Source organism: Nocardia spongicola (genome assembly GCF_047200775.1).
In the GTDB taxonomy this organism is placed as follows: Bacteria; Actinomycetota; Actinomycetes; order Mycobacteriales; family Mycobacteriaceae; genus Nocardia.
In genome coordinates this window covers 57310-76216 of sequence record NZ_JBJZOO010000012.1, presented here as the reverse complement: position 1 = coordinate 76216, position 18907 = coordinate 57310, and the positions used below count along the sequence as shown (strand labels likewise).

15 protein-coding genes are annotated in these 18907 nt (G+C 66.1%); 8 read left to right on the top strand and 7 right to left on the bottom strand.

All coding sequences use genetic code 11. The features are described 5' to 3' along the window. Positions 1-245: 245 nt before the first annotated feature. The 4 genes from ACL02S_RS19060 (at position 246) to ACL02S_RS19045 (ending at position 5778) form a co-directional block, all read left to right on the top strand. Positions 246-1601, top strand: coding sequence for a DNA polymerase IV (locus tag ACL02S_RS19060; protein WP_412803850.1), 1356 nt, complete (start codon positions 246-248; stop codon positions 1599-1601). A gap of 187 nt (positions 1602-1788) precedes the next feature. Continuing rightward, entirely contained in the window at positions 1789-2286 is a 498-nt protein-coding gene (locus ACL02S_RS19055) for a WKL family lipoprotein (protein ID WP_412803804.1), read from the top strand. A 155-nt stretch (positions 2287-2441) separates the two neighbouring features. Next, the gene (locus ACL02S_RS19050) at positions 2442-4865 is read left to right on the top strand and encodes an HAD-IC family P-type ATPase (protein WP_412803803.1); all 2424 of its coding nucleotides are present in this window, start codon (positions 2442-2444) and stop codon (positions 4863-4865) included. A 79-nt stretch (positions 4866-4944) separates the two neighbouring features. Further along, positions 4945-5778: a PhzF family phenazine biosynthesis protein gene (locus tag ACL02S_RS19045; RefSeq protein ID WP_412803802.1), complete on the top strand. Its 834-nt coding sequence runs from the start codon at positions 4945-4947 to the stop codon at positions 5776-5778. A gap of 57 nt (positions 5779-5835) precedes the next feature. On the opposite strand, the gene ACL02S_RS19040 is transcribed toward ACL02S_RS19045, so the two are convergent. From ACL02S_RS19040 to lspA, 3 genes are read right to left on the bottom strand one after another with little or no spacing between them, the layout of a single operon-like run. Further along, a complete protein-coding gene (locus ACL02S_RS19040) occupies positions 5836-6444 on the bottom strand; it encodes a hypothetical protein (protein ID WP_412803801.1) in 609 nt (202 codons plus the stop codon). Positions 6445-6490: 46 nt separating this feature from the next. Next, positions 6491-7417, bottom strand: a complete 927-nt coding sequence (locus tag ACL02S_RS19035) for an RluA family pseudouridine synthase (protein ID WP_412803800.1) — start codon at positions 7415-7417, stop codon at positions 6491-6493. Beyond that, a complete protein-coding gene (lspA, locus tag ACL02S_RS19030; RefSeq protein WP_412803799.1) occupies positions 7414-8016 on the bottom strand; it encodes a signal peptidase II in 603 nt (200 codons plus the stop codon). The genes ACL02S_RS19035 and lspA overlap by 4 nt, the downstream gene beginning before the upstream one ends. Before the next feature lie 142 nt (positions 8017-8158). Between lspA and ACL02S_RS19025 the strand changes: the two genes are divergently transcribed. Next, complete coding sequence (locus ACL02S_RS19025) at positions 8159-9106, top strand: hypothetical protein (RefSeq protein WP_412803798.1); 948 nt, start codon at positions 8159-8161, stop codon at positions 9104-9106. Positions 9107-9372: 266 nt separating this feature from the next. On the opposite strand, the gene ACL02S_RS19020 is transcribed toward ACL02S_RS19025, so the two are convergent. Genes ACL02S_RS19020 through ACL02S_RS19010 form a run of 3 tightly spaced genes read right to left on the bottom strand, consistent with a single transcriptional unit; the run spans position 9373 to position 11073 of the window. Next, positions 9373-9828 (bottom strand): QcrA and Rieske domain-containing protein, encoded by a 456-nt coding sequence (locus tag ACL02S_RS19020; protein ID WP_412803797.1) that lies wholly within the window; start codon positions 9826-9828, stop codon positions 9373-9375. Between the two features lie 11 nt (positions 9829-9839). Continuing rightward, a complete protein-coding gene (locus tag ACL02S_RS19015) occupies positions 9840-10361 on the bottom strand; it encodes a DUF6529 family protein (protein WP_412803849.1) in 522 nt (173 codons plus the stop codon). 49 nt (positions 10362-10410) lie between these two features. Beyond that, complete coding sequence (locus ACL02S_RS19010) at positions 10411-11073, bottom strand: hypothetical protein (protein WP_412803796.1); 663 nt, start codon at positions 11071-11073, stop codon at positions 10411-10413. Between the two features lie 376 nt (positions 11074-11449). On the opposite strand from ACL02S_RS19010, the gene dnaE reads away from it, so the two are divergent. Further along, entirely contained in the window at positions 11450-15007 is a 3558-nt protein-coding gene (gene dnaE / locus ACL02S_RS19005; protein WP_412803795.1) for a DNA polymerase III subunit alpha, read from the top strand. A gap of 3 nt (positions 15008-15010) precedes the next feature. On the opposite strand, the gene ACL02S_RS19000 is transcribed toward dnaE, so the two are convergent. Beyond that, positions 15011-15628, bottom strand: coding sequence for a class I SAM-dependent methyltransferase (locus tag ACL02S_RS19000; RefSeq protein ID WP_412803794.1), 618 nt, complete (start codon positions 15626-15628; stop codon positions 15011-15013). Positions 15629-15801: 173 nt separating this feature from the next. Here ACL02S_RS19000 and treZ point away from each other — a divergent pair, with 173 nt between their 5' ends. Together treZ and ACL02S_RS18990 are read left to right on the top strand one after the other, a co-directional pair. Then, complete coding sequence (gene treZ, locus ACL02S_RS18995; protein ID WP_412803793.1) at positions 15802-17541, top strand: malto-oligosyltrehalose trehalohydrolase; 1740 nt, start codon at positions 15802-15804, stop codon at positions 17539-17541. Positions 17542-17653: 112 nt separating this feature from the next. After that, on the top strand, positions 17654-18901 hold the full coding sequence (locus ACL02S_RS18990; RefSeq protein WP_412803792.1) for a serine hydrolase domain-containing protein: 1248 nt from the start codon (positions 17654-17656) through the stop codon (positions 18899-18901). The last annotated feature ends 6 nt before the right edge of the window (positions 18902-18907 follow it).

The window sequence follows — 18907 nt, the reverse complement described above, 5'->3', positions numbered from 1 at the left end:
GGGCCCAGCGCAACCGGACCGTGGCTCTATGTCCCTGGATGTGTGCCGGACGTATGCCGGGATATGTCGGTGGACCGGCGTACATTGCTGCTGTGCGTACCGAGAAGGCGACCGGCGAACTCGCGGCCGGGAATGGTGCCGCACACGATGCGGAACCGGTGCGCGGGCAGCGGCTCGCCGTCCTCGATTCCGCCGTCCGCGCCGACGCGGACAGTGTCGCGCGCCGCTGGGTTCTGCACATCGATATGGACGCGTTCTTCGCCTCGGTCGAACAATTGACCCGCCCGACCTTGCGCGGCAGACCGGTGCTGGTCGGGGGGACCGGAGCCCGTGGCGTCGTGGCCGGAGCCAGCTACGCGGCGCGGGCATTCGGTGCGCGCTCGGCGATGCCGATGCATCAGGCCCGCAGACTGGTCGGTGTCACCGCGGTGGTGGTGCCGCCGCGTGGTGTGGTGTACGGGGCGGTGAGCGGACAGATCTTCGACGCGCTGCGCAGCCGTATCCCGGTATTGGAGACGCTGTCGTTCGATGAGGCATTCGGCGAGCCCGCCGAGCTGGCCGGCGCGACAGTGGCTCGGGTGCAGGAGTTCTGCGAGGAGCTGCGCGCACAGGTGCGTGCTGATACCGGGTTGACCGCTTCGGTCGGCGCCGGTACCGGAAAGCAGCTGGCCAAGATCGCTTCCGGGCTGGCCAAACCTGATGGGGTCCGGGTCATTTCACCGGCCGAGCAGCCCCACTTGCTGGCCGGGCTCCCGGTGCGCAGACTGTGGGGCATCGGGCCGGTCGCGGAGAGCAGGCTGCGCACCCTCGGTATCGAGACGGTGGGCGCTTTCGCCGCCCTACCGGAATCGGAGGCGATATCGATCCTCGGTGGCAGCGTCGGCGCCGCATTACACCGGCTGGCCAGGGGGATCGACGATCGTCCTGTCGCCGAACGGGCCGAGTCCAAGCAGATCGGCGCGGAGACCACCTACGAGAACGATATCGTCACCCTCGTCCAGTTACGGCGGGCCATCGCGGAGATGGCTGATGCGGCGCACCGGCGGTTGCTCGCGGATGGGCGTGCGGCCCGCACCGTAGTGCTCAAACTGAGGAAATCCGATATGGGCATCGTCACCCGCTCCAGTACGTTGCCGTACGCGACCGAGGATCCGGCGACGCTCCGCGCCGCCGCGCAGCGTTCGGCGCTCGATCCGCGCGAACTGGGCCCGGTCCGGCTGGTCGGAGTGAGTTACGGGGGGTTGTCCATGGTCCGGCAGGAATCGTTGTTCCCCGAACTCGATCGCGGTCAGGCCGGCGAGATCCCCGTGGCGGGAATGTCACCGGAGCAGGCGTCCTTCGAGAACACAGCTGCTGCGGCCGACGCAACCGGCACCGTGGGAACGGTGTCGCCCGCCGCACCTGTCCCGGCCGCCACTGCCTGGTATCCCGGTATGGATGTGACCCATTCCGAGCACGGCCATGGCTGGGTGCAGGGCGCGGGGCAGGGCGTGGTGACGGTTCGCTTCGAAACCCGTTCGACCGGCCCTGGGCCTGCGCGTACCTTCGCCGCTACCGATACGGCCCTCACCCCAGCCGATCCATTGAGCAGTCTGCTGTGACGCAGGCCGGAGCCCGAACTCGCCGATCGGCAGTGTGCGGCCGTCGCAGGCGGCGACTGTCGGCCAGGTGACTCTTTGCGGAGCATTCGATGCCGGTAGCCTGGGGCTTCGTGCAGCGCTGCCGTCCTGGCGGCGATTGTTACGGTGGAACACGACACCGACCTCCTCGAACGCAAAGGACGAGCAGTTGAAGCTTCGTAAGACTGGACGCATCGCCATCGCCGGCCTGGCCATGGTCGCCGCGCTCGGCATGACCGCCTGCAGTAGTGACGATACGGACAATGAGTCCGCTGCTACGACGTCGACCAGCGTCAAGGCGGCTACTACGACCGTGGAACTGCCGCCGACTCCGACTGTCGCGGAGCTGAACGCCGACCTCGCCCGTGCGCTCGACCCGTCGGTACCCGCTTCCGAGAAGCTGGACAAAGTCCAAGGCGCCGAAGTGGATCCGGAGCTGCCCGACCGCCTGGCCAAGGCCGCGGCGGGCTCCGATGTGAAGATCGTGGTCACCGACGTCGTCCCGTTCGGTGACAGCGTGACCGCGAAGGCCACGTTCATCGTGAACGGCCAGGAGAACGTCGTCGATGTCCCCTTCGTCGTCGACAACGGCAAGTGGAAGATCCAGCAGCTCTGGGCCTGCAACATGCTGACCCAGCTCGGCGAGCAGTCGCCCGCCTGCAGCTAGTCCGCGTGTTCCGGCCGGGCAGGCCGCCGGGGTTATCCCCGGCGGCCTGCCCGTTGCCGTCATCACCGCGACATGCCGAGCCGCCGAGCCTGCTGTGTACTCGTAGGTAACCGTGGCCCGAGAGCCGGGCTCGGTCGTGACGTAGCCTTGCGGGCATGTCGATTACCGTGCAGGCATCGGGGGCGATCGGACTCACCACGGCGCAGGTCGAACAACGTCGCCGGGACGGTCTGACCAATGATGTCCCTGCCCGTGCCAGCCGCTCGGTCCGCGATATCGTCCGGGCGAATGTATTCACCAGGATCAACGCCATTCTCGGCATCCTGCTGATCGCGGTGCTGGCCACCGGTTCGATCATCGACGGCATGTTCGGCCTGCTGATCGTCGCCAACAGCGCGGTCGGCATCATCCAGGAGATTCGCGCTAAACGCACACTGGACCGGCTTGCCATCGTCGGTCAGGCCAAGCCGACCGTGCGCCGAGACGGTACCGCCGTCGCGATCGCGCCGAATGAGGTGGTGCTCGACGATCTGATCGAGCTCGGGCCAGGCGATCAGATCGTGGTGGACGGCGAGGTCGAGGAATCCGCGCTGCTCGAGGTGGACGAATCATTGCTCACCGGTGAGGCCGATCCGGTCGACAAGGAGATCGGCACTTCGGTGATGTCCGGCAGTTTCGTGGTCTCCGGCTCTGGCGCTTACCGCGCCACCAAGGTCGGCCGGGATGCCTACGCGGCGAAGCTGGCCGAGGAGGCGAGCAAGTTCACCCTGGTGCGCTCCGAATTGCGCAGCGGGATCGACAAGATCTTGAAGTTCATCACCTATCTGCTCATTCCCGCTGGTCTGCTGAGCATCTACAACCAGCTGGTCTCCAGTAACGAGTCGTGGCGGCCCGCGGTCACCGGGATGGTCGCCGCACTGGTGCCGATGGTGCCGGAGGGGCTGGTGCTGATGACCTCGATCGCCTTCGCGGTCGGTGTGGTGCGGTTGGGCAAGCGTAAATGTCTGGTGCAGGAGCTGCCTGCCATCGAGGGATTGGCCCGCGTCGATGTGGTGTGCGCGGACAAGACCGGCACGTTGACCGAGAACGGTATGCGGTTATCTGATCTCGAGCCGCTCGGTGCCTTCGACGACAGCGAGGTGCGCGCCGCCCTGGCCGCGCTGGCTGCCGATGATCCGCGTCCGAATGCCAGTGTGCGGGCGATCGCCGAGGAGCTGCCGGAGGGGCCAGGTTGGTCGCGTACCGCCGTCGCGCCGTTCTCCTCGGCCAAGAAGTGGAGTGGCGGCTCCTATGGCGCGCACGGCGACTGGCTGCTCGGCGCGCCGGACGTACTGCTCGACCCTGGTTCCGCGGAGGCGGTCCTCGCCGAGGAACTCGGTGCCTCGGGTCTGCGTATCCTGCTGCTGGCGCGCAGCGACCGGCCGGTGGACGCGCCGGACGCCCCTGGGGTGGTGCGCCCCGCCGCCTTGGTCGTACTGGAGCAGAAAGTGCGTCCGGATGCCAGGGAGACCCTCGAGTACTTCGCGGATCAGGATGTCTCGATCAAAGTCATCTCCGGTGACAACGCCGTATCGGTCGGCGCGGTGGCTTCCTCACTCGACCTGGCCGGTGGTGACCATGCCATCGACGCACGCGAGTTACCGGAGGATCGCGATCGATTGGCCGATGTCCTGGAGCGCAACACCACTTTCGGCCGGGTCCGTCCGGATCAGAAGCGGGCCATGGTCGCGGCCCTGCAGGGCAATGGGCATACCGTGGCGATGACCGGTGACGGAGTTAATGATGTTCTCGCGCTGAAGGATTCGGATATCGGTGTGGCGATGGGGTCGGGTAGTCCGGCCACTCGCGCGGTGGCGCAGATCGTGTTGCTGGACAACAAGTTCGCCACGCTGCCTTTCGTGGTCGGTGAAGGGCGCCGGGTGATCGGCAATATCGAGCGGGTGTCGAATCTGTTCCTCACCAAGACCGTCTATTCGGTGCTGCTGGCCTTTCTGGTCGGGATCGCCGGAATCGGTTCGCAGATCTTCGATTACGAACCCATCGCTTACCCGTTCCTGCCGAGGCACGTCACCATCGCGGCCTGGTTCACGATCGGTATCCCGGCATTCGTGCTTTCGCTCGCGCCCAACAACGAGCGTGCGCGCACCGGGTTCGTCGGGCGAGTGATGCGGCTGGCCATTCCCTCCGGTGTGGTGATCGGCGTAGCCACCTTCGTGTCCTATCTGATCGCCTATGCGGGCCCTGATGCCAGTGAAGAGCAGAAGATCCAGGCGGGTACCACCGCGCTCATCACGCTGATCATGATCGCGGTATGGGTGCTTGCTATTGTCGCGCGACCGTATGTGTGGTGGAAGGTTGTGCTGATCGCGGCATCGGCCGCGGCTTATACCGCCCTGTTCACCGTTCCGTTCACTCGGCATTTCTTCAAGCTCGACCCCTCCGATCCCGCGTTGACCGGTGCCGCGCTGGCATGCGGTGCGGTCGGTATCGTGCTCGTCGAAGTGGCCTGGTGGGTGAGTGCGGCGGTACTCGGCGATGAGCGGCGGCTACTGCCCAGCTCACCGGGAGGGGCGGCCTGATAAGGCTCGAGCTCTGAGTTCGGTGCGGTGAGAAGCCTTGTGCGAGGCGATATTCGGGGTTGGAGTACCTTCTCCGAGTATGGAGATACTACTGCACCAGATCGACGCGTTCGCCGATGCACCGTTCTCGGGCAATCCGGCCGCAGTCATGCCGCTCCCCTTCTGGTTGCCGGATGTATTGCTCCAACAGGTGGCCGAGGAGAACAATCTCGCCGAAACCGCGTTCTATACCGCGCAGTTACCGTCCGAGGCCGGGGCGGCGCCGGGTGAGTGGCCCGCTTTCCATCTGCGCTGGTTCACGCCGGAGGCCGAGGTCGACCTGTGCGGGCACGCCACCATGGCCAGTGCCGCGCAGATTCTGGTCGACACCCATCCAGGGGCGGACCGGGTGAGCTTCTATACGCGCAGCGGCTGGCTGCATGTCGACCGCACCGATGACGATGAATTCGTCCTGGATCTGCCTGCGGTGCCGAGTATTCCGGTACCGCCGGAGCCTGCGCTCGTCGCGGCACTCGGGGTGCGTCCGGTACGCGCGTATTCCGGTACCGACGAGGTGATCGTGGTAGCCACCGAACAGGAGGTGCGTGATGCCGCGCCGGTGTTGTCCGGCTTCCCCGCGCTACCGCGTGCGGCGATCATCACTGCCCCAGGTGAGTCGGTCGACTTCGTTTCCAGGGTCTTCGCTCCTGGCATCGGGGTGCCAGAAGATCCGGTGACCGGATCCGCGCATGCTCAGCTGGTGCCGTTGTGGGCCGAGCATACGGGTCGTACCGGATTACGTGCCAGACAGCTGTCGCGCCGCGGTGGCAGCCTGCGCTGCGAGCTGACCGGCGACCGCGTGCTGTTGTTCGGCCGCTGCCGCCGTTATCTGGACGGGGTCGTCACCCTGCCGGATCCGTATCCGGCCGGATAGCGGGCGCGGGTCGGCCTGAGCGTCGTTCGGCCGTGGTGCGCGGCATCGGCGCCGCGCTCACGGTGGCGGGACCGGGCCGTCGTCCGGGCCGGGTGCGACGATATCGCGGTAGCCGGGCAGCAGGGGGACGACTGCGAAACTGCCTGCCACCGCATCGGCGGGGAGCGCTTGGACGGCGCGGATACCGTTGTGGCTCGCCAGACTCCGCAGCTCGGCCGGTGCGCCGCGGACGACGAGCCCGACCACGCACGCGCAGCCTGTCCGTAGCTGCGCCGCGGCGAAGGCGGCGATCCGGGCGGAGCGTTCGTCGGTGGGGGGTGGGAGTAACCAGGCCGCGTATCGAGCGGAGTTCACCGCTGCGCTGGTCGGTGTCGGAACCGGCACGGTGACCAGCGGTGTCTGTACCCGGTCGAGTGCCACGTGGTACAGCACCTGGGCAATGCGCATCCCGTCGCTGTAGGCCGGGATCTGTTCCGGCACAAGGGGTGCGGTGAAAGATACGAGTGCCCAGCGGTGCTCGACGGTGTCGCCTGTCAGCGAATCCTGTGCTCGCGCCAGGTACGCCGCGACCTGCTCGCCCTGTTCCGGGCCGAGCCGATCGGTGGACACCGCGGGCCGATACGGCGGAGTCAGCGCACCCAGCACGAAAATCAGGGCGGCTGACACGGCGGTCCCTATGGCGAAGACGGTCCGCCACGACGGCATCCGCCGATCAGGCATCGCGCAGGACGTCGATGGCGTGGCGTAGATCGTCCGGGTACTCGCTTGTTATCTCCAGATAGCGGCCGTCGGCGGGATGCTGGAAACCCAGCGATCGGGCATGCAGCCACTGGCGTTGCAGCCCGAGCCGCTCCGCCAGCCTCGGGTCGGCGCCATAGGTGAGATCGCCACAACACGGGTGGCGGATCGCCGAGAAGTGCACCCGGATCTGATGGGTGCGGCCGGTCTCCAGGTGGATATCCAGCAGGCTGGCGGAATGGAACGCCTCGACGGTGTCGTAGTGCGTGATGCTCGGCCGCCCCTCGGCGGCGACGGTGAACTTCCAGTCGTTGCCGCGGGCCCGGCCGATCGGGGCATCGATGGTGCCGCTGCTCGGATCGGGATGTCCCTGCACCAGAGCGTGATAACGCTTGTCGATGGTTCGCTGTTTGAACGCGCGTTTGAGCACGGTATACGCATGCTCGGACTGAGCGACCACCATCACCCCAGAGGTGCCGACATCGAGGCGGTGCACAATGCCCTGCCGTTCGTGAGCGCCCGAGGTCGAGATTCGGTAGCCCGCCGCGGCCAGCCCACCGACCACGGTCGGTCCGCTCCAGCCGACACCGGTGTGCGCGGCCACGCCGACCGGTTTGTCCACCGCGACGATATCGTCATCGGCGTAGAGGATCTTCATACCCTCCACCGGCTCGGCCTCGATGGTGAGCTCTCGCCTCTGTTCGGGGAACACCACTTCCAGCCATGCCCCGGCAGTGAGCCGATCGGACTTCCCGGCAGCGTTGTGGTCGAGGCGGACGGCGCCTTCTTCGGCGAGTGCGGCCACGGCGGTGCGGGACAGGCCGAGCAACCGGGACAGCCCGGCATCGACGCGCATCCCGTCGAGCCCGTCGGGAACGGGCATGGTCCTGGTCTCTCTCATGTCGCGCTACCCTCGCTCGCACTGTCCTGTTCGCCGCGACCGACGCGGGTGCCGTTCGGCTCGAAGCCGAACAGCGTGAGCACCACCAGCGAGATCGCTCCGCATACGATGGCGGAGTCCGCGACATTGAACACCGGCCACCAGCCGATCGCGACGAAATCGACCACATGTCCTTGTAGCGGGCCCGGCGCGCGGAACAACCGGTCTACCAGATTGCCGAGCGCGCCGCCGAGCACCAAGCCGAGGCCGATCGCCCACCACAGCGAGCGCATGGTGCGCCCGATGCGTATCACACCGATCACGACGGCGACGGCGACCAGGGTCAGCAACCAGGTCATGCCGGTGGCCATGGAGAACGCCGCGCCCGGATTGCGCACCAGGCTCAGGCGCGCGAAGTCACCGATGATCGGTACCGGATCCCCCGGCGTCAGGTGCGCGACCGCGAGGGTCTTGGTGAGCAAGTCCAGGCCTAGCACCACTGCGGCGAGGGCGAGTAGGACGGGAAGCCGCCGCGGTGCGGGGGACGGGGATGGGGTGGTCGGGTTTGCCGGATCGGCGGTGTCTGCTTGGCTTTCCTCGGGTGGCCGGTCGTCACTCACGCCGACTATCATCTCTCGAGCCGAATCCGAGCTGGTGCGCGCGTCCGGTTGTCTCGGCGGACGCCGCGGTTGTCCGTCCTCTGATCGGCGCGTACCCGAATGTCTCGACCGACACCAGGGGAACGCCCGTACCCTGTTCCACGTGACGGTGTTGTCTCCCCCCCACCTGTCCCGGATAGCCCGTCCGGGTGTGCTGTTCATGGTGCTCGTGGTCGGGCTCTCCGCTTTCGGGGTCGGTTGTGCCGACCGAGCGGAATCCGACGGCGAAACCGATGGCACCGGGCCACTGGGTATCGGCAAGGAAGTGACTGTGCCGATACCGGCCGCGGTGACCATGGTCGTCTCGAACGGCGCGGAGCCGCGCTCGCTGCTCCGACCGGACTATCCAGCGGGCACCGTGCAACAGGTGACGCTCTACACCGCGCATCGCATCGAGCAGCAGCTCGATGGGCAGCCGCCGCGTGATTTCTCCACCCCCGCACTGACCATTCCCATGACCGCGCAGACTACGTCCGAGGGCATCGACCTGGTCCTCGGTATGGTCACCTCGCCGGATCCGAAACTGGCCAAGGCGCTCACCAAGATCGGTGGCTCGCACGCGGGTTTCGATCTCAGTGAGCTCGGTGCGATCACCGAGCTGCGGCTGGAGCCGGCTCCCGAGGTGTCGAATACCGCGCGCACCGCCCTCGAGCACGCGTTCTATCAGGCTGTTTACCGATCGATCGCATTTCCGGGCGAGCCAGTAGGTGAGGGCGCGGTATGGACGGTGCGACAGGATGTCGCCAGTGGTGTCCTGCTCGACCAAGTGACCACTGCGACACTGACCAAACGTGAGGGTGACCGGCTCACCATCGAGTTGCATGTCACGCAGACGCCGAAATCGCTGGTGTGGACGCTCCCGAATCATGCGGGCACCCTCGATATCCGGGATTACGTCATGCAGGGCACAGGCGTCATCACGGTGGACCTCGGTTTGCCCTTGCCGGTGTCGGGGTCCATCACGGTCGGTGGGCATCAGGTCTACCGCGATCCGCGTACTGCCAGCACGCTGCAGCAGAAAATCGATACACAGGTGTCGTGGGTCGAATGACGCGCGCGGGCGGTCCGCTGCCCTGAGACCATCCGTTGGTGCCGCGGTCACCGTCTTTCCGGTGCGAGCTACCAGCATTGGTCCTTGGCTTGGTGCATGGGTGGCGATCGGGCGGTCGGCGGCACACCGAGGCGGATAGCGCCGCGCACGCCGGAACTTGTCGGCTCCGGTGTGCGCGGCGTACTGAAGTCCGCGCAGACGTGCAGGCTGCCCGATGGCGCGGGGCGCTGCTCCTCATGGACCGGCGACCGTGCCACCGGTACCGGTCATCCCGCGGTGATCGAATCGCCCTCGACCTGGATTTTCTTCGGGGCGAGCGGAGTGGTGGCCGGTCCCTTCGCCACCGCGCCGTCCAAACCGAACTTGCTGCCGTGGCATGGGCAGTCGATGGTGCCGTCGGACACCGTGGATACCGTGCACCCCGCATGGGTGCAGACCGAGGACAACCCGACAAAGGTGCCCGCACTGGGCTGGGTGACCACGGTATCGCCGACGATCACGCCTCCGCCGACCGGGATATCGGCGGTTTTGGCCAGTGTTCTCGCCTGCTGCCCGGCACCTGCGGCCCCGCTCTCGGCGTCGGCGGCGGGAGCGGGGTTCGGTGCAGGCGCCGCGTTGTCGTTGCCATAGGTGGCGCACGCGGTGAGCGCTGCCGCGGCGACGGCGCCCGTGCCCGCGATGACGACACCGCGGCGGGTGTGGAGTTGTTCGTCGAAAGTCATTCGGATTCCGTTCAGAAGATGAGGCCGTTGTTCTGGAAGAACCACAGCGAGGAGGTGAGCCAGAGACCGGTGAGACCGGTGAACACCAGACCGCCCGCGACCGGGAGAACCCAGCCGGGCAGACCTTTACGGGTGAGTAACAGCATCTTGGCGACGAAGGCCCCGTAGAAGAAGCAGCCGAACAGCGAATGCAGCAGAACGCGGGACTCGTAGTCCTGGAAGCCCAGTGCGTACAAGCAGTGCACCGCGACCGGGATGCTGGCCAGTACCGCCAGCCGACCGGACCACACGTGGGCGGTGCCGATCCAGCGTGGCGCCACCAGGCCGGGGAGCTTGCCGTACATCGCCAGTGCCGAGCCGACCTGCCCGAGGGCCAGGACGAAGGCGAGTGTGGCCAGCCAGGATTTCACCGCCGTCGGGCTGGAGAAACCGGCTATGTTGACGGAGAAGAACCGCGGGTCGTGCATCCGGCCGTATACGCCGAGCGCTACGGCCACCGCGGCGCCGATCAACACAGGGAGCACGATCGCCATAGTGGAGCCTGCGCCGGGGCGGGCAGGGCCGGACGGTGTGGTCGTTGGCTCAGCCGACATCGTCACCACCCTCGACCTTGCTCGCGGTGATCTGCTTGCCACCGACGAACGCCGTCGCATCCGGTGCCAGGCCGGGAGCTGGTGCGGTCGTGCCATCGGCCGCGCGCTGGACACCGGTGACGGTGCCGTCCGCGGCGATGATCCAACTCTGTCGGATGTTGTCCTCGCGGTAGACATAGAGCCCAGCGGGTGATTGCACCGGTGCGGCGGTGAAATCCCATCGCTTGCCGCCGAGCACCAGCGTCCCGGTGACGACTGTGCCGTTGTAGCGGCCGTCGAGCCGGGCATCGCCCTTGCCGGTGAGCTGCAGTGTCGTGTCCAGCACACTGCCGCGCAGCCAGGCCTCGGCATTCGCGCCGTCACAGGCGTAGGCGATCGCCGCATCGCCTTCGACGGCGATCGCCAGGGTGATCACGGTGCCGCCGGTGAGGGGGATGGTGCCCACATAGTCGGCCTGTGCGGGCAGGGCGGGGCCTGGCGGTGGTGGTTCGGATGTCGGCGGTGGTGAAGCCGGCGGTGGTGCGCCGGATTCGGTCGTGGTGTTCGGTGGTGCGGCTGCCGGTTCATTGTCCTTGGACATGTTGACCATCAGCAGGACCACACCGAGTGCGAGCGCCGCCGCCAGGGTGAACCAGGGCCCGAGACGTTTCATGCAATCTCCTCGAACGTGCGGCAGGCGCTGTGCCGATACCGCGTGCCTCTTCATCACGACGCCAGGCGCTTGACGGTTCAATTCCGATCGAGAACGGGTGTCCCGGGCGTGTCGCTATGGCTACGGCGCCCTCGGACGATGGCGTCGCACCGGCACCGCGACCGCAGCGCGGATCCGCGGTATCGCCGGGCCGCGTGGTCGCGGTGGCGCGGGCGGGTACGGACAACAGTCGCTCATCGAGTGATTCGCCAGGACGCGCCGCTGCTCGGCGCCGCCGACACGCCGGACGCCTGCCCACAGTGGTAAGCCCTGCCGAACTCGTCGGCGGGCCGACCTAGAATCGTTCCAGCCACCCCCCGTCGAGACCTTGGGAGGAATGACCGTTTTGGCCGCCTCGTCCGGATCGTTCGTTCATCTGCACAACCACACCGAGTACTCCATGCTCGATGGGGCGGCCAAGATCTCACCGCTGTTCGCCGAGGCACAACGGTTGGAGATGGCCGCGGTCGGGATGACCGACCACGGCAATATGTATGGGGCATCGGAGTTCTACAACTCCGCCGTGAAACACGGCATCAAGCCGATCATCGGGATCGAGGCCTATATCGCGCCCGGCTCCCGGTTCAACAGCAAACGCGTGCAGTGGGGTGATCCGAGCCAGAAAGGTGACGATGTCTCCGGTTCGGGCGCGTACACCCATATGACCATGGTCGCGGAGAACGCGACCGGGCTGCGCAATCTGTTCAAGCTGTCCTCGCTGGCTTCGTTGGAAGGGCAGCTCGGTAAGTGGGCTCGGATGGACGAGGAGATCATCGCCGAGCACGCCGAGGGCATCATCGCGACGACCGGTTGCCCCTCAGGCGAGGTGCAGACCCGCTTACGGCTCGGCCACGACCGGGAGGCGCTGGAGGCCGCGGCCAAATGGCAGGAGATCTTCGGTAAGGACAATTTCTTCCTCGAGGTGATGGACCACGGGCTGTCCATCGAGCGCCGGGTCAGGGAAGGGCTGCTTGCCATCGGTGACAAGCTGGGTATTCCCCCGCTGGCGACGAACGACTGTCACTACGTCACCAAGGAGCAGTCGAGCAACCACGAGGCGCTGCTGTGTGTGCAGACCGGTAAGACGCTGTCGGATCCGACCCGCTTCAAGTTCGATGGTGACGGCTACTACCTGAAATCCGCCGCGGAGATGCGTGCGCTCTGGGATGCCGAGGTGCCCGGCGCGTGCGACAACACGGTGCTGATCGGCGAACGCGTGCAGTCCTATGACGACGTATGGGCCTTCAAGGACCGCATGCCGGTCTTCCCGGTGCCGGAGGGGGAAGATCAGGATTCCTGGCTGCGCAAAGAGGTCGACCGCGGCCTGAGGCGCCGGTTTCCCGGCGGTGTGCCGGAGCAGTACTACACCCGCGCCCACTACGAGCTCGATGTCATCAAGCAGAAGGGTTTCCCCGCGTACTTCCTCGTGGTCGGCGACCTCGTCGCGCATGCGAGGGAGGTCGGCATCCGGGTCGGGCCCGGCCGTGGTTCGGCGGCCGGTTCGCTGGTGGCGTATGCGTTGGGCATCACCAATATCGATCCGCTGCCGCACGGTTTGCTGTTCGAGCGGTTCCTCAACCCGGAGCGTCCCTCCGCACCCGATATCGATATCGACTTCGACGATCGCCGCCGCGGTGAGATGGTTCGCTACGCCACCGAGAAATGGGGCAGCGACCGGGTCGCTCAGGTGATCACCTTCGGCACCATCAAGACCAAGGCCGCGATCAAGGACTCCGCACGCGTCCAGTTCGGCCAGCCAGGTTTCGCCATCGCCGATCAGATCTCCAAGGCACTGCCGCCGCCGATCATGGCCAAGGACATTCCGCTGTCGGGCATCATGGATCCCGACCACGAGCGGTACAAGGAGGCCGCCGAGGTCCGTGAGCTCATCGGCAGCAATCCGGATGTCGCCAAGATCTACGAGACCGCGCGCGGCCTGGAAGGCCTGATCCGCAACGCCGGTGTACACGCCTGTGCGGTCATCATGTCCTCCGAACCGCTGATGGACGCCATACCGCTGTGGAAGCGGCCCCAGGACGGGGCGATCATCACCGGCTGGGACTACCCCTCGTGCGAGGCCATCGGCCTGCTGAAGATGGACTTCCTCGGCCTGCGCAATCTCACTGTGATCGGTGACGCGCTGGACAATATCAAGGCCAACCGCGGCATCGATCTGGATATGGACAATCTGCCGCTGGACGATCCGGCGACCTATGAATTGCTCTCGCGCGGTGACACACTCGGTGTTTTCCAGCTCGACGGCGGCCCCATGCGCGATCTGCTGCGCCGTATGCAGCCCACCGGCTTCAACGATATCGTCGCCGTGCTCGCGCTGTATCGCCCCGGTCCGATGGGCATGAACGCGCACAACGATTACGCCGACCGCAAGAATGGGCGGCAACCGATCACGCCGATTCATCCCGAGCTGGCCGAACCGCTCGCGGATATCCTCGCCGAGACCTACGGTCTGATCGTCTACCAAGAGCAGATCATGTTCATCGCGCAGAAGGTCGCCTCCTACTCGATGGGCAAGGCCGACGCGCTGCGTAAGGCGATGGGTAAGAAGAAGCTGGAGGTCCTGGAGGCGGAGTACAAGGACTTCCACGCGGGTATGACCACGAACGGGTTCTCCGAGGCCGCGGTGAAGGCGTTGTGGGACACCATCCTTCCGTTCGCGGGTTACGCGTTCAACAAATCGCATGCCGCGGGCTACGGCCTGGTCTCGTTCTGGACCGCCTACCTCAAGGCCAACTATCCGGCCGAGTACATGGCGGGCCTGCTCACCTCCGTCGGCGACGATAAGGACAAGGCCGCGGTCTACCTCTCGGACTGCCGCCGTCTCGGCATCACCGTACTACCGCCGGACGTCAACGAATCCGAGCAGAACTTCGCCTCCGTCGGCAAGGACATCCGCTTCGGTCTCGGCGCGGTGCGCAATGTCGGCGCGAATGTCGTCTCCTCGATCATCCAGGCGCGCAAGGAGAAATCGAAGTTCACCGACTTCTCCGACTACCTGAACAAGATCGATGCCATCGCGGCGAGTAAGAAGGTCACCGAATCTCTCATCAAGGCGGGAGGGTTCGATTCGCTCGGGCACCCGCGCAAGGGCCTGCTGCTCATCCACTCCGATGCCATCGACGCGGTGATGTCCACCAAGAAGGCCGAGGCGATAGGCCAATTCGACCTGTTCGGCGGTGAGGACGCGGATGAGTCGGTGACCTCGGTGTTCACCGTGAAGGTTCCCGACGAGGAGTGGGAATCCAAACATCGGCTCGCACTGGAGCGAGAGATGCTCGGGCTGTACGTGTCCGGACATCCGCTCACCGGCATCGAGCATGTGCTTGCGGCGCAGGCGGATACGCAGATCCCCGCCATCCTGGAAGGTGATCTCAAAGACGGCACACAGGTGACCGTCGGCGGCATTCTGGCTTCGGTGAACCGGCGCATCAACAAGAACGGCCTGGCATGGGCGTCCGCACAGCTGGAAGACCTCACCGGTGGTATCGAGGTGCTGTTCTTCCCGCAGGCGTACTCGGTGTACGGCATGGACGTCGTCGAGGATGCTGTGGTCCTGGTGAAGGCGCGTGTCTCGGTGCGTGACGACCGGATCTCGTTGATCGCCAACGATCTCGCCGTACCCGACTTGTCCGCGGTCGGGGTGGCCAAGCCGCTGTCGGTCACCATCCCGACCCGGATGTGCACCCCGGACAAAGTCGGCGCGCTCAAGCGAGTATTGAGCAGCCATCCTGGCACGTCGGATGTGCACCTGCGGCTGGTCGGCGCAGGGGATAAGACCACGCTGTTGAAACTCGATGATCGGCTGCGGGTTTCGCCGTCCTCCGCGTTGATGGGTGATTTGAAGGCGCTGCTCGGCCCCGGTTGCCTCACCGCTTGAGCGTCACCCCGACACTGCGATACCGAGGGTGTGCGCGCCTATGAACCGGGGTGTGGCCTCTAGATAGAACGACTCGGCGCTGCGGATTTCGAAACCGGCGTTGGTCAACAGGCCGCGGATATCGCGGTTCAGGTGACAGCCGCCGAACAGTTTCTTCTGTACCGGGTTCAGGCGGTGCTGCCAGACCTGCACCCTGTGGTCCGGTGCCAGCCCGTGCTCGAGGAAGTGCAGGGTCCCGCCGGGGACCAGCACGCGGCGCACTTCGGCCAGGGCGGTGGCGATATCGGGGATGGTGCACATGGTCCAGGTGGACAGGGCGCAGTCGAAGGTGTCGTCCGTGGCGGGCAGGGCCTGCCCGTCCAGCCCGGTCCGCAGTACCGGCACAGTGGCTGCGGCGACGCGCTTGCGGGCGAGCCGCCAGCCGGTATCGGCGGGCTCTACCGCGTTGACCGACTGGACCGAGTCCGGGTAGAACGGCACATTCAAACCTGAGCCGAAGCCGATTTCCAGGACCCGTCCGTGCAGCCCGTCGCATACCTGCTCGCGCAGCCGATCATTGGACCGCATGCCACAGGCCATGTTCACGATCCGGGGGAGAACTCGTTCGCGATAGCAGTCCACCCCGCCACTCTCACACAGACCATCGGCTCGGACCAGGGCCGAAGGTCTGCTGTAGGAGTGTCGGTACCGTGGGCGGACGCCGCCGCTGGGTCGAGGGGATGGACACCGCGGCCAACGGCCGGGCTTGGTCTCGGTGCCGGGCGAATCGGTCGCACGCATGGGATGCTGGGCGGGTGACGGTGTTCGAGGTGTGGGCGCCGCGGCCGGAATCGGTGCGGTTGGACCTGGATGGAGTCGTCCACTCGATGGCGCGGTCGCCGAACGGGTGGTGGCGGGCCGATGTGCCCGCCGAGGCGGGGGCCAGGTATGGGTTCCTGCTCGACGACGATCCCAAGGTATTGCCCGATCCACGCTCACCCCGTCAGCCCGACGGGGTGCACGCCCGCTCGGCGCTGCACACACTGGATCCGGCGGGGTGGACCGACGCGGGCTGGACCGGGCGGCCGCCGGCCGGAGCGGTCTACTATGAGCTGCACATCGGAACTTTCACCGCGGAGGGCACCTTCGATGCCGCGGTCGAGCGGCTCGATCATCTGGTCGAGCTCGGTGTCACCGTGGTCGAGGTGATGCCGGTGAACGCCTTCGACGGTACCCACAACTGGGGGTACGACGGAGTGCTCTGGTACGCGGTGCAGGAGAGTTACGGCGGGCCCGACGGTTTGCAGCGGTTCGTGAACGCCTGCCACGTCCGTGGGCTTGCGGTCTGCCTGGATGTCGTTTACAACCACCTCGGGCCGTCCGGTAACTATCTGCCGCGCTTCGCGCCCTACCTCGCCGAAGGGCGGAACACCTGGGGGCAGTGTCTCAATCTGGACGGTCCGCAATCCGATCAGGTGCGCGAATACATTATCGACAATGCGCTGCGCTGGTTGAGCGTTTTCCATATCGACGCACTGCGCCTGGACGCGGTGCACGCCTTGATCGACCATACTGCGACGCATCTGCTCGCCGAACTCTCCGTGGCCACCGAAGGTCTGGCCGCCCATATGCGCAGGCCACTGACCCTGATCGCGGAAAGTGATCGCAATGATCCCGCGGTGATCACCCCGCGTGCGGCCGGTGGCCTCGGGATGACCGCACAGTGGAACGACGACCTGCATCATGCCGTGCACACCGCGGTTTCCGGTGAGCGGCAGGGCTATTACGCCGATTTCGGTTCGTTGCGCTGCCTGGCTCAGACGCTTACGCACGGGTTCTTCCATGCCGCAACCTATTCCAGCTTCCGTGGTCGCATCCATGGCCGCCCGATCGATCCGGCGCTGCTTCCCGGTAGTGCGCTGCTGGCCTACACCTGCGATCACGACCAGATCGGTAACCGTGCGCTCGGCGACCGACCGAGTGCCTATCTGACCGCGGGCCAGCTGGCGATCAAAGCGGCCCTGGTACTGTGCGCGCCGTTCACGCCGATGCTGTTCATGGGGGAGGAATGGGGGGCGCGCACACCGTTCTTGTTCTTCACCTCGCATACCGATCCGGTGGTCGCCGCCGCCACCGCGCAGGGGCGTAAGGACGAGTTCGCCACACATGGCTGGTCCACCGACGAGGTGCCGGATCCACAGGATACTCGGACATTTCTGCGTTCGAAGCTGGATTGGGGCGAAATGGAAGAACCGGGTCATAACCGGTTGCTGTCTTGTTATCGAGCGTTGCTCGCACTGCGCCGGGAACGCGCGGAGCTCAGTGATCCATGGCTGACGCATGTTTCAGTCGACTACGACGAGGTGGCGCGGTGGATCGTTGTCCACCGCGGCACACTGGCCTTGATATGCAATCTGGACGAGGATCAGGTCGCCGTGCCGATCGCCGGTATTCCGCTGCTGTCCTGGGAGTCGCCGACGATCGGCCCCGCTGCGACAACCCTTCCCGGACACTCTTTCGCGCTGATCGAAACGGCACCATCGGCCTCGAGATGAGCTCGTGGAAATCCCTACCCCGGCTCTGTTCTCGGTGATTGTCGATAACGGGCCTACAACTGTCCGAGGCAGACCTTTGTCGACTGTGAGCTACGCCACTACCCTCGGGGGTATGAGCACCATCAGGTCCAGAACCCCGGCGGATCTACCTCCGGGAATCGGGGGCAGCGCAGCCGCTGAATTCGCGCCGTTCGTGCGTGCTTTCGCACGGGCATTCGGCAATGGTCGGGGCACCGGCGCGGCATTCGCACTGTATCGCGACGATGAGCCGCTGGTGGATATCTGGATCGGCGCCGCGGGCGAGGTTCCGTGGACGAGGGACACCGGCACTATCGTTTTCTCCGCAACGAAAGGGATCGCCGCCACGGTCGTGCATCGCCTCGCCGACCGCGGTCTGCTCGATTATTCGGCCCCCGTCGCCGAGTACTGGCCGGAGTTCCGTGCCAATGGCAAGCGCAAGATCACTGTCCGTCAGCTGATGTCGCACCGGGCCGGGCTGTCCGCGGTGAAGCCGCTCGTGACCGATGTGGCCGATGTGCTCGACCACCGGCTCATGGAGCACCGCCTCGCCGCGGCGAAGCCCGACCATTTGCTCGGTGTTCCCGCGTACCATGCCATCACCTTCGGCTGGCTGGTCTCCGGCCTGACTCGCGCGATCACCGGTGCCGATCTGCGCGAGCTGTTCCGTACCGAGGTCGCCGAGCCGCTCGGCATCGGTGGCCTGCATCTGGGCAGGCCGCCCGCGGGCGCGGGGATCACCTATGCGCCGCTGGCCGGTCTTCAGCTCGGCGCAGTCGGAAAATCGCTCAGTACGGCATTTCTCGGTCGCAGCCATCGGTTCCCCGGCGCCCTCGGCGCTGTCACTCGCGGCTTGTTCCTACCCGGTCTGGAAAGAACTATGCAGGGCACCGATCCGCCGATCCTGGAGACCGAGCTCGGGTCGGCTAATGCGGTGTGTACCGCGTCCGCACTCGCCGCCATGTACAGTGCGCTCGCCTGCGACGGTTCCCCGGACGAGTGCGGGTATCTCGGCAGCCGGACAATGAAGGCATTGCGTCGTATCGAGACCTTCCAGCTCGATCGCGCGCTGTTCTATGCGCCGATGCTATGGCGGCTCGGTTATCATTCGATCCCGATACCGGGCGCGCGGGCCGGATTCGGGCATATCGGGATCGGCGGCTCGTTCGGCTGGGCCGAACCCCGGCTCGGACTCTCGGCCGGGTTCGTGCACAACCGGTTCTCGGCCACTCAGCTCGGCTCCGACCAGTCGGCAGCGTTCTGGTTACTGCCGCTTGCCCTGAAATGCCTGCGTAACACCCGTGTGGAGGCACCACTGAGGAGAACGGCGCAGGCGGCCTGAGTGGTG

Coding starts and splice junctions, on each gene's coding strand:
- ACL02S_RS19035 (WP_412803800.1), bottom strand. CDS start 7,417: ATGAGAGAGACCAGGACCATGCCCGTTCCCGACGGGCTCGACGGGATG.
- ACL02S_RS19060 (WP_412803850.1), top strand. CDS start 246: ATGGACGCGTTCTTCGCCTCGGTCGAACAATTGACCCGCCCGACCTTG.
- ACL02S_RS19020 (WP_412803797.1), bottom strand. CDS start 9,828: ATGACTTTCGACGAACAACTCCACACCCGCCGCGGTGTCGTCATCGCG.
- ACL02S_RS19050 (WP_412803803.1), top strand. CDS start 2,442: ATGTCGATTACCGTGCAGGCATCGGGGGCGATCGGACTCACCACGGCG.
- ACL02S_RS19045 (WP_412803802.1), top strand. CDS start 4,945: ATGGAGATACTACTGCACCAGATCGACGCGTTCGCCGATGCACCGTTC.
- ACL02S_RS19010 (WP_412803796.1), bottom strand. CDS start 11,073: ATGAAACGTCTCGGGCCCTGGTTCACCCTGGCGGCGGCGCTCGCACTC.
- dnaE (WP_412803795.1), top strand. CDS start 11,450: ATGACCGTTTTGGCCGCCTCGTCCGGATCGTTCGTTCATCTGCACAAC.
- ACL02S_RS19015 (WP_412803849.1), bottom strand. CDS start 10,361: ATGGCGATCGTGCTCCCTGTGTTGATCGGCGCCGCGGTGGCCGTAGCG.
- ACL02S_RS18990 (WP_412803792.1), top strand. CDS start 17,654: ATGAGCACCATCAGGTCCAGAACCCCGGCGGATCTACCTCCGGGAATC.